This is a genomic window from Pseudomonas sp. 57B-090624 (assembly GCF_003234055.1).
Classification (GTDB): Bacteria; Pseudomonadota; Gammaproteobacteria; order Pseudomonadales; family Pseudomonadaceae; genus Metapseudomonas; species Metapseudomonas tohonis.
The window spans coordinates 1-9895 of record NZ_QKRU01000125.1 but is presented as its reverse complement, the minus strand read 5'-3'; the positions used below and the strand labels follow the sequence as shown (position 1 = coordinate 9895).

13 protein-coding genes are annotated in these 9895 nt (G+C 62.9%); 6 read left to right on the top strand and 7 right to left on the bottom strand.

The window, feature by feature from the left end; translation table 11 throughout:
• A partial coding sequence (locus DMX10_RS31110; RefSeq protein WP_146603097.1) for an SDR family oxidoreductase occupies nt 1-340 on the top strand: 340 nt, incomplete at its 5' end.
• Nucleotides 341-478: 138 nt separating this feature from the next.
• Here the strand turns inward: DMX10_RS31110 and DMX10_RS31105 are convergent.
• The 6 genes from DMX10_RS31105 to DMX10_RS31080 all read right to left on the bottom strand — a co-directional run bounded on the left by DMX10_RS31105 (nt 479) and on the right by DMX10_RS31080 (nt 5828).
• Nucleotides 479-868, bottom strand: a complete 390-nt coding sequence (locus DMX10_RS31105) for a nuclear transport factor 2 family protein (RefSeq protein ID WP_111264715.1) — start codon at nt 866-868, stop codon at nt 479-481.
• A gap of 10 nt (nt 869-878) precedes the next feature.
• Nucleotides 879-2081 carry an acetyl-CoA C-acyltransferase gene (locus tag DMX10_RS31100; protein ID WP_111264714.1) on the bottom strand — a complete coding sequence of 401 codons (1203 nt, stop codon included), beginning with the start codon at nt 2079-2081 and terminating at the stop codon, nt 879-881.
• A gap of 150 nt (nt 2082-2231) precedes the next feature.
• A complete protein-coding gene (locus DMX10_RS31095; RefSeq protein WP_111264713.1) occupies nt 2232-2690 on the bottom strand; it encodes a MaoC family dehydratase in 459 nt (152 codons plus the stop codon).
• A gap of 2 nt (nt 2691-2692) precedes the next feature.
• Nucleotides 2693-3475 carry an SDR family oxidoreductase gene (locus tag DMX10_RS31090; protein WP_111264712.1) on the bottom strand — a complete coding sequence of 261 codons (783 nt, stop codon included), beginning with the start codon at nt 3473-3475 and terminating at the stop codon, nt 2693-2695.
• 11 nt (nt 3476-3486) lie between these two features.
• A complete protein-coding gene (locus DMX10_RS31085; protein ID WP_111264711.1) occupies nt 3487-4674 on the bottom strand; it encodes an acyl-CoA dehydrogenase family protein in 1188 nt (395 codons plus the stop codon).
• Complete coding sequence (locus DMX10_RS31080) at nt 4671-5828, bottom strand: acyl-CoA dehydrogenase family protein (protein WP_111264710.1); 1158 nt, start codon at nt 5826-5828, stop codon at nt 4671-4673. The genes DMX10_RS31085 and DMX10_RS31080 overlap by 4 nt, the downstream gene beginning before the upstream one ends.
• A gap of 221 nt (nt 5829-6049) precedes the next feature.
• On the opposite strand from DMX10_RS31080, the gene DMX10_RS33380 reads away from it, so the two are divergent.
• The 5 genes from DMX10_RS33380 to DMX10_RS31055 all read left to right on the top strand — a co-directional run bounded on the left by DMX10_RS33380 (nt 6050) and on the right by DMX10_RS31055 (nt 9240).
• Nucleotides 6050-6406: a hypothetical protein gene (locus DMX10_RS33380; RefSeq protein ID WP_236209792.1), complete on the top strand. Its 357-nt coding sequence runs from the start codon at nt 6050-6052 to the stop codon at nt 6404-6406.
• A 183-nt stretch (nt 6407-6589) separates the two neighbouring features.
• Nucleotides 6590-6817: a hypothetical protein gene (locus tag DMX10_RS31070; protein WP_111264709.1), complete on the top strand. Its 228-nt coding sequence runs from the start codon at nt 6590-6592 to the stop codon at nt 6815-6817.
• Nucleotides 6818-6881: 64 nt separating this feature from the next.
• The gene (locus DMX10_RS33035) at nt 6882-8066 is read left to right on the top strand and encodes an HNH endonuclease (protein WP_178083033.1); all 1185 of its coding nucleotides are present in this window, start codon (nt 6882-6884) and stop codon (nt 8064-8066) included.
• A 458-nt stretch (nt 8067-8524) separates the two neighbouring features.
• The gene (locus tag DMX10_RS31060) at nt 8525-8992 is read left to right on the top strand and encodes a BRO family protein (protein WP_111264708.1); all 468 of its coding nucleotides are present in this window, start codon (nt 8525-8527) and stop codon (nt 8990-8992) included.
• A complete protein-coding gene (locus DMX10_RS31055) occupies nt 8989-9240 on the top strand; it encodes a hypothetical protein (RefSeq protein ID WP_111264707.1) in 252 nt (83 codons plus the stop codon). Before DMX10_RS31060 ends, DMX10_RS31055 begins: the two co-directional genes overlap by 4 nt.
• A gap of 268 nt (nt 9241-9508) precedes the next feature.
• On the opposite strand, the gene DMX10_RS31050 is transcribed toward DMX10_RS31055, so the two are convergent.
• A partial coding sequence (locus DMX10_RS31050; protein ID WP_146603096.1) for a DUF2931 family protein occupies nt 9509-9895 on the bottom strand: 387 nt, incomplete at its 5' end.

Here is a 9895-nt window from a genome sequence, read left to right as displayed (position 1 = left end):
CCCCTCCCCCGGCACCGCCGCCTATGGCGCGGCCAAGGCCGGGCTGCTCAACCTCACCCGCTCCCTGGCGGTGGAATGGGCACCCAGGGTGCGGGTCAACGCGGTGACCGCCGGGCTCATCCTCACCGAGCAGGCCGAGCTGCATTACGGCGATGCCGAAGGCGTCGCGCGGGTGGCGGCGGGCATTCCCCTGCAACGCATGGCCACGCCGGAAGACATAGGCGATGCCTGCCTCTACCTCGCATCAGCGCTTTCCAGCTACGTGAGCGGCGCGGACATCTGCGTGCATGGCGGCGGGGAGAAACCAGCCTTTATCGATGCGGCCGGCGTGAATCCGTAGGTACCCGGCTCCGGAAACACCGTTCCGACTTGAAACGCACTGATGGGTTTCGCTTCGCTCTACGCCATCCTACGGTGACTCCCTCGCAGGATGGGTAGAGCTAGGAAACCCATCAATCCCGAGCCGCAGGCTCCGGGCTTACGACGCGTCCCGGGGCACAACGTTGGCCTCACCCCAATAGGCCTTCATCGAACGGATCAGGCCGTCGTCGTCGAACTCCATCACGTCGATCACCTGGATCGAGCAGGGCGCGCCGTTCCAGTCGACGTCGACGCAGAAAGGCACCGCGCCGCTGCCGGCGTGGCTGGCGGACACCGGGCCGGTCTGTCGGGCGCGGGCGTTGGCGCGGCCCAGGCCCTCACGGTAGAACTGCGCGATGGCCTCGCGCCCACGGTGCAGCGGGCTGCCCACCGGGTCTTCCACCGTGGCCTCGGCTGAATAAAGCGCGACGATGCCGTCGATATCGCAGGCGTCCACCAGTTCGATGTAACGCGCCATGGTCTGCTGGATCTGTTGCGGGCTGATCATAGAAAGCTCCTTAAGCGACTTCGAAGAGAGCGGCGGCACCCATGCCGCCGCCGATGCACATGCTCACCACCACGTAGCGCACGCCACGGCGCCTACCCTCGATCAGCGCATGGCCGACCATACGCGCACCGGACATGCCGAACGGGTGACCGATGGCGATGGCGCCGCCGTTGACGTTGAGGCGTTCGTCCGGGATGCCCAGTGCATCGCGGCAATGCAGCACCTGGCAGGCGAAGGCCTCGTTCAGCTCCCACAGGCCGATGTGATCCACGCTCAGGCCATGGCGCTTGAGCAGCTTGGGGATGGCGAACACCGGGCCGATGCCCATCTCGTCGGCGTCGCAGCCGGCCACCGCCAGGCCGCGATAGAGGCCCAGGGGCTCCAGGCCACGGCGCGCCGCCTCCTGGGCGCTCATCAGCACCGAGGCCGAAGCACCGTCGGACAGCTGCGACGCATTGCCGGCGGTGATGAAGCGCCCGGGCCCCGTCCACTGGCCGCCCGCCCACACCGGCGCCAGGGCGGCGAGGCTCTCGCGGCTGGTGTCGGCGCGGTTGCACTCGTCGCGGGTCAGGGTCACCGGCTCGTGGCGGCTCTCGCCGCTGGCCTTGTCCACCACCAGGCGCTGTGCGGCCAGGGGTGCCAGCTCGGCGTCGAACAGCCCGGCGGCCTGGGCCCGGGCGGTGCGCAGCTGGCTCTGGTAGGCGTACTCGTCCTGGGCCTCGCGGCTGATGCCGTAGCGCTCGGCGACGATCTCGGCGGTCTCGATCATCGGGATGTAGGCGCGCGGGTCGTGCAGCAGCACCGCTTCGGACTGGTTGCGGTAGCTGTTCTTGTGTTTGTTCTGCACCAGGGAGATGGACTCCAGCCCACCGGCGACGGCGATGTCGATCTCGTCGCAGATGATGCCTTTCGCCGCCAGGGCGATGCTCATCAGCCCCGAGGAGCACTGGCGCTCCACCGCCATGCCGGCCACGCTCGACGGCAGCCCGGCGGCCATGGCGCAGAGGCGCCCGAGGTTATAGGCCTGGGTGCCCTGCTGGGCGGCGGCGCCGATGATCACATCGTCCACCTCCCCCGGCGCGATACCGGCGCGGCGCAACGCCTCGCCCACCACATGCCCGCCCATCGCCGGCGCCTCGGTGTCGTTGAACGCCCCCCGGAAGGCCTTGCCGATAGGCGTGCGGGCGGTGGAAACGATTACGGCTTCTTTCATCCTGGTGTCCTCATGGTCATCGGCCCACTGGGGGCCATCGTGGGAGCGAATTCATTCGCGATGCAGCCCGCAGGGCTGCCCCGAAGAGCGGTGCCGCTTCGCGCCCCTTTCACGAATGAATTCGCTCCCACAGAAAACAGATGCATCGCACTAGGCCGCGTAATACCGGCTGATGGTGTCCACCACACAGCCCGGCCGCTCCTCACCTTCGATCTCCACGCTCACGCGCACGGTGGCCTGCACGCCGCCTTTCACTTCCTCGGCGGCCACCAGCTCGGCGCGGCCGCGCACGCGGCTGCCCACGCGCACCACGTTGGGGAAGCGCACCCGGTCGCAGCCATAGTTCACGCCCATGGCCACGCCGCGCACTTCCAGCAGCTGCGGCAGGAACAGGTTCACCAGCGCCAGGGTCAGGTAGCCGTGGGCGATGCAGGCGCCGAAGGGGCCGCTGGCCGCGCGCACCGGGTCGACGTGAATCCACTGGTGGTCGCCCGTGGCCTCGGCGAAGCCGTCGATGCGCGCCTGGTCGAGGGTGATCCACTCGCTCTCGCCCAGCGGTTCGCCCACCCGCTGCAACAACGCAGCGGGGGTTTCGAAGATGCGGGTCATGCTCAGGCCCTCTGGCTGGAAACCGACAGCACTTCGCCGGTCAGGTAGGAGCTGTAGTCGCTGGCCAGGAACATCATCACGTTGGCCACTTCCCACACCTCGGCGGCGCGGCCGAAGGCCTCGCGGGAGGCGAGCTGGTCCAGCAGCTCCCTGGGAGCCGAGCGCTTGAGGAAGTCGTGCAGGGCGATGCTCGGGCTCACCGCGTTGATGCGGATGCCATGCTCCGCCGCCTCCACCGCCGCGCAGCGGGTCAGCGCCATCACCCCGGCCTTGGCGGCGGCGTAATGGCTCTGCTCCTTCTGCGCGCGCCAGCCGAGCACCGAGGCGTTGTTGACGATCACCCCGCCCTGGCGCTCCATCATCTTCGGCAGCATGGCGCGGGTCATGCGCATGGTGCCGGTGAGGGTCACGTCCAGCACCCGCTGCCACTCCTCGTCGCTCATCTCCACCAGCAGGCGCGAGCCGCCTAAACCTGCGTTGTTGATCAGCACATCCACCCCCGCCAGTTCGCGCTCGGCGGCCTCCACCAGGGCGCGCACCTGGGCTTCGTCGGTCACGTTGCACACCTGCGCATGCACCTGCTCCAGGCCCGTGGCGGCGCGGATCTTCTCCCGCGCCTCCTGCAAGCGGCCCTCGTGGATGTCGCTGATCATCAGCGCGCGGCAGCCTTCCTCGGCGGCGCGCAGGGCGGCGGAATAACCGATGCCGGCGCCGGCGGCAGCGGTGATCAGCACCGAGCGGCCACGCAGCAAACCGTGGCCGGGGACGTAGTTGGGAACGTTCATGCAGTGACCTCTCAGGCGCGCACGCGCGGCTCGCGGGGCATGCCCAGCGCGCGTTCGGCAATGATGTTGCGTTGGATTTCGTTGCTGCCGCCGTAGATGGAATCCGAGCGGCTGAAGAGGAACATCGCCTGCAGGCGCCCCAGCGCGTAGGGCGCGCCGTCGAGCAGTTCGGCGTCGGGGCCGAGCACGTCCATGGCCAGCTTGCCCAGCGCCACGTGCCAATTGGCCCAGCACAGCTTGTAGATCATCGCCTCGCGGCGCAGCGAGCCGTCCTGGGCGCCGGAGAGCATGCGCAGCGAGTTGTAGCGCAGGATGCGCAACCCGCCCCAGGCCTCGGCGATGCGCTGTCGCAGCAGCGGGTCGCGCGCCGCCCCGTTGGCGCGGGCGATGCGGATGATCTCTTCCAGCTCGTTGTGGAACAGCATCTGCTGGCCGAGGGTGGAGACGCCGCGCTCGAAGCCCAGCAGCGCCATGGCGATCGTCCAGCCATCCCCCGGCGCACCGAGGATATTGGCCCCGTCGGTCAGCGCCTCGTCGAAGAACACCTCGTTGAACTCCGAAGTGCCGGTGAGCTGCTCGATGGGCCGCACCGTCACCCCCGCCTGGCGCATCGGCACCAGCAGGAACGACAGCCCCTGGTGACCGACGCTGCCCGGCGTGGTGCGGGCGATCACGAAACACCATTCGGATTCGTGGGCCAGCGAGGTCCAGACCTTCTGCCCGCTGATGCGCCACTGGCCGTCCTGCAGCACGGCACGGGTCTTCACATTGGCCAGGTCCGAGCCCGCGCTGGGCTCCGAGTAGCCCTGGCACCAGAACTCGGTGCCGCTGACGATGCCCGGCAACAGGCGGCGCTTCTGCTCCTCGGTACCGAAGGCGGCGATGGTCGGCCCGGCCAGCCCTTCGCCGATGTGGCCCATGCGCCCCGGTCCGCCGGCGCGGGCGTACTCCTCGTGGAAGATCACCTGCTGGCTGATGGAAAGCCCCCGGCCGCCATGCTCCGGCGCCCAGCCGACGCAGGTCCAGCGGCCCTCGGCGAGCTTGCGTTCCCAGGCTTTGCGCTCCTCGGGGAAGCCGTGCTCGTCCCCCGGCCCACCGCGAAAGCGCAGCGGCTCGAACTCGCCGCGCAGGTTGTCGGCCAGCCAGGTGGCCACCTCCAGGCGGAAGGCTTCGTCCGCCTCGCTGAAACGGATCTTCATGCGATATCTCCCAGGAGGGCGGCGGCGATGCGCTCGCGGTGCCAGGCCGGCGCGCCGAACAGGGCCTCGCTGGCCCGGGCGCGCTTGAAGTAGAGGTGCGGGTCGTATTCCCAGGTGAAACCGACGCCGCCATGCAGCTGGATCGACTCCGCCGCACAGTGGAAAAACGCCTCCGAGCAACGTGACTTGGCCAGGGCAGCGGCCAGCGGCAACTCGGCGGCGACCGTCGCGTCACCGTTGGCGGCCAGCGCTTCCTCGGCCACGCAGGCGGCGTAATAGGCGGCGGAGCGCGCGCACTCCACCTCCAGCATCATGTCGGCGGCGCGGTGCTTGATGGCCTGGAAGCTGGCGATGGCGCGGCCGAACTGCTGGCGCTCGGCGGTGTAGGCCAGGGTCAGGTCCAGCGCCTGCTGGGCGCCGCCGGTCTGCTCCGCCGCCAGGGCCACGCAGGCCAGTTGCAGCACCTGCTCCAGCAACGCCCCGCCCTGCCCCACTGCCCCCAGGCGCGCATCGGCCGGTACATACACATGCTCGAAATCCACCTGGGCCAGCTTGCGGGTCGGGTCCAGGGTCGGCACCAGCCGGCGGCGGATGCCAGGCGTATCGGCGGGCACCGCGAACAGCTCGACGCCCTCATCGCCCCGCGCGGCCACCACCAGCAGCCCCGCCTCGTGGCCATCCAGCACCTGGCGCAAGCGCCCCTCGATCACAAAGCCCCGCCCCTCGGCGCGCACGCTCGCCTGCACCGCCTCCAGCCCCTCGCGGTTATTGCCCGCATAGGCCAGGGTCGCGGTCAGGCTGCCCTCCGCCAGCTGCGGCAACCAGCGCACCTTCTGCGCATCGCTGCCGCCCAGCAACAATGCCGGCGTGGCCAGGCAGGCGGTGGCGAAAAAGGGTGAACAGAACAAGCGCCGGCCCATCTGCTCCAGCAGAATCGCCAGCTCGACGAACCCCAGCCCCAACCCGCCGTACTGCTCGGGAATATGAATGGCCGGCCACACCATCTCCGTGCACAGGCGCTGCCACAACTCGGGGTCATACCCCCGCTCGGACGCCATCGCCGCACGCACGGCGGCGGAGTCGGATACATCCGCGAGAAAGCTCTCGGCGGACGCGCGGATCATCTCCTGCTCATCGCTGAACGCGAATTCCATGGGACTGCCTTGTGGTGATTACTGGGCTGGACGGCAGTCTGGCGGGTTGCGGAGAGGGGGGAATCGTCCGAGTGGACGACGGGGGAAACGGCGGGAATGGAGTGAGTGGATGAGGAGAAATGGCTCAGGTGGCGCTCAACAAGGGGCACGTAATCAGCCGTAAGCCAATACCTTGCCTTTAGTAAGACTTGAGGAATAGCATCGGGCCATCACTTGCAAGGATGCTCACAGTGACTGGACCACTCCGCCTCCTTCTCCTCCTCGCCCTGGCATTCGCTGCGCTTTCGCAGCCTGCGTACGCCGGCAATACGCCGTGCTCCGGCAGCAAGGGCGGCATCGCCCGCTGCGACGGCGATCTGTTTCTCTGCAATGACGGTTCGATCAGTGGATCGAAACGCAGCTGCTCTTCCTACCTTGGCTCCTCACGCTCAACACCCAATCAGGTATCGCCCTCCCTGCGTCGCTTTGCCGACTCGTCCAGTGAATGCGCATGCGGTACCAGTACGTTCTGCACTGGGCCGCGTGGTGGGGTTTATTGCATGACGCCGGGAGGGAGGAAGAGCTATGTGCGGAAGTAGATCTCTCTGCTGGTATTGGTTGGGCTTGCAGCTAATCATTCAAGCATTTATGCGATAAATTTAACTTTCGAAACACCAACACAACAAAGAGGAATTTTCAGAATGCCCTCACCCTAATTACAGCCCAGGCAATTCACCCAAAACAAAACGTCAACTCATACATTAAATCGTGGAGCACTGTACATGAAACCATACAAAAACCTAGGCAAAGACTCCGGAGTTGCTTTTTATGAAATCGAAAACAACTCAATAACTGTGCAATTCACAACAGGAGCAACTTATCTCTATAACTATCAAAGTGCGGGACAGCAACATATCGAGCAAATGAAAATCTTGGCCATCGCTGGGCGCGGCCTCAACAGCTATATAAAAAAACATGCAAACAAAGGATACGCAAAGAAATTACGCTGAGAACAAATATACTGACTAAACTGCTAACCCAGCAGCAAAAAATCTAAATGTAGGTGCCTTGCCCATGGGCTATCCTTTTGAAAAAAACCCTCTTGATGAGTACCTGCCAAAACTATTTAAATTAAGAATTGAAGAACTCGACGCAACCTGCATAAGAGATAATTCAGAGAGCACAAAAAAAGCCAAAGAGGCTGCAGCAAATAAACTCATACAGCTGAACTCAGAAATCAGAGAGATAACCCTTAAATTTTCAGTACCGGAAAGGGAAATTGATCAGTTCAAAAGCAAGGCAGAGCTTGCTGTAGAGAAATTTCTTCTTGAGTACCCAGAGCCTTCAAAACCCGACCCAAACTGCGAACATAACCAGACACAGGTAACGAAGAAAGAATTTCGAGACGGGACACTACACGTAGTAGCTCAGTGCTTGAGCTGTGGCTCCCAAGCCAGAGCCCTCCAAAAAAAAGATTACCAGATCGGTACATTGCCAGCATTTGATGACTCACTTCGCGAGCGACTTCACTCCGAATGGAGACACTGGAGCTTGGCCCGCGATGCGGTTTTCTCTAAAGAAATAAATAAAGATAATTCCATACCAAACTTTGACATAGAAGCATTTGATTCCAGATTTCAAACTAACGATCCGAAACCAGAACACGAAGACTGCAAACACAGCAACACAGAAGCCCGTATACGCACATATAAAAATGGAAGCACCGCTGTAGTTCTCCAGTGCATTCTATGTGGACACCACACAGGCTCAGCCAGCAAAAGAAACTACCCAGCTATTTCAGCCCTCCCACTTTTCGACGAGCAACTTAAAGAGCGCTGCAAAGCGGCATTGGATGCTTGGTACACAAGAAGAGGAAATGCTTGGAGGCGCGAGCACGAAGAACATCATAGGATTATAAAAGAGAAAATCCAAAGTGGTGAGATAGCGGTAAAAGACAACTCCCGATTTGGGACCTATTACGATTCCCCAGAATGGGAAAGAACTCGTACCAGAATTCTGCAGAGGGACGACCACCAATGCCAAGCATGCAAATTAGCTGCCGAATGCGTGCATCACATTGTTTACGACAGGCTAGGTGCTGAAAACGATATAGACCTTATATCGCTCTGCAACACCTGCCATAACCTGATCCATCAGGAGCAGAGAAAATTTAGGAATATATATCGGATGCCGCCTAGGGACATCAAAGAATTGCATGAGACCAAATGGGATTACGAACAAGACTGTGACGAGTACTAATTTCCACAATTCAGCCCAAGAAAATTAGAAAGATCTGCTTCTCAAGATTTTCGTTTAGTTGGAGTAAGCGAGAATTGATTAGCCTAGAGGATTCTAAGTAGATTCTTCGTGCGCAATGGACACGACCATGAGCGCGCATAAAGCACTCACAACTCCCTTGCCCTCCCACTCCCTCCTCCCTATCCTCCCCCAGCCACGGTAAATCCCGTGGCCGGGTTTGACAGCCCGAAAGCAAGAGGCGCGATTGCGCCTCAACGGTGCATGCGGAAGCGGCGAATTGCTTCTGCAGGCCCTTGCTCGCATGCAGTTTTCAACTGCAACGCTATATGGCGGATCGCGTGGGGAGACCCTCGTGGTCTGCCGGGTCCTCTTGCCTCGGTCTGTCAACCCCGCGCGATCTGCCACCCTCGATGACAGCGCGGGTGGTGGAGTCTTCCTATCGCAAGAGGAAATTCACCATGAAAAACGCATTCACCCCCCTCGTTTTCTATCACCATCACCAACGCCTGCGCGCGGTGATGGTCGACAACCAGCCCTGGTTCGTTGCCCATGATTTCGCGCAGTTGATCGGCCTGGCAGATGCCCTCCCCTTGCTCCCGGCCTTGGAGCCTCACCAGCAGCAAACCCTCTCCCTCAGCTACACCGACGACTTCCATGAAGAAGTGGTGGTGATCAGCGATATCGGCGCCTACCGGGCGCTGTTCCAGTTCGGCAAACCCAAGCACAGCGATGTGGGCCGCTGGGTGAACGAGGTGCTGGTGCCGACGATGCACGACTACCACCGCACGCCCGATGCGGCTCCCACTCGTGAAACGCTGATCTATGAGGGCCGGCAGCTGGGCGTGGTGCGTTGGCAGGGTGAGCTGTGGGTGGCCTGGCGGGATTTGCCGCTGTTCATGGCCAACGGCCAGGAGGTGTCGGCATGAGCACGGATACGCAGCAGCAACGCCCGCACGACTTGCTGGAGCGCCTGGATTCACGTCTGAATGCGGTGCATATGATCGCGTCGATCATCCAGGACAACGCGGGCCGGCGCGAAGGTACTCCCGGCCCCTTTCTCAACGACGTCCGCGAGGGTGCGTTGATGGATGTGATGGTGGACCTGTGCCGCAGCAACCAGCAGGACTTCTGGCAGCTGATGAAGATGGGCGCGCTGCCTCTCTGGACCCGCTGACGCGGGCCTGGCCCCTCTCGCAGGGAGGGGCCTTTGGGGCAACGGCGTTGCCCCTGGGCGATTGAAATCGCCCCTACAGGTGCGCGCGATTGGTGCGTGTGGCCGGAGAGGTTGTCGCGAATGAATTCGCGCCTACGAATCCATGGGTTATGTGCAGTTCAGGCAACGCATCAGGTGTTCAGGCCAGCCGAAAGCACGGTACGGCGGTGCACAAGGCACAAACCACAGGGGCTCCCCGTAGCGTTGTTGCTGCCCTGGGTTGCCCGCCCTACCACGAGCCATAGGGAATACCGTGCTTCTCGATATAGGCCTGGGAGATGGCAGACAGCGGCCGATGTTTCCCGCCTGATGTCCCGCCATAGGGCCCAAGCTTCACCACGCTGCCCTGCACCCGCGCCACGTCGATGGCAGGCAGGCATGCGCCCATCAGCCAGACCTTGGCAATGCCCCCGGGCGCCAAGCCGACCGTCAGCATGTTGCGGTAGTCGGTAATCCATTTCGCATCAGCTTTGCAAAACGCCTTCTCCCCCTTGAGCATCGCCTGTCGAGCGGTCTCAGGAATGACGATATAGGCCTCGTAGGTCTGCGGCTCCACCAGCGACTGCCAGCGCACGTAGATCAGCCGCGGCACGTCCGCCCCGCCCACCTGCTTGCC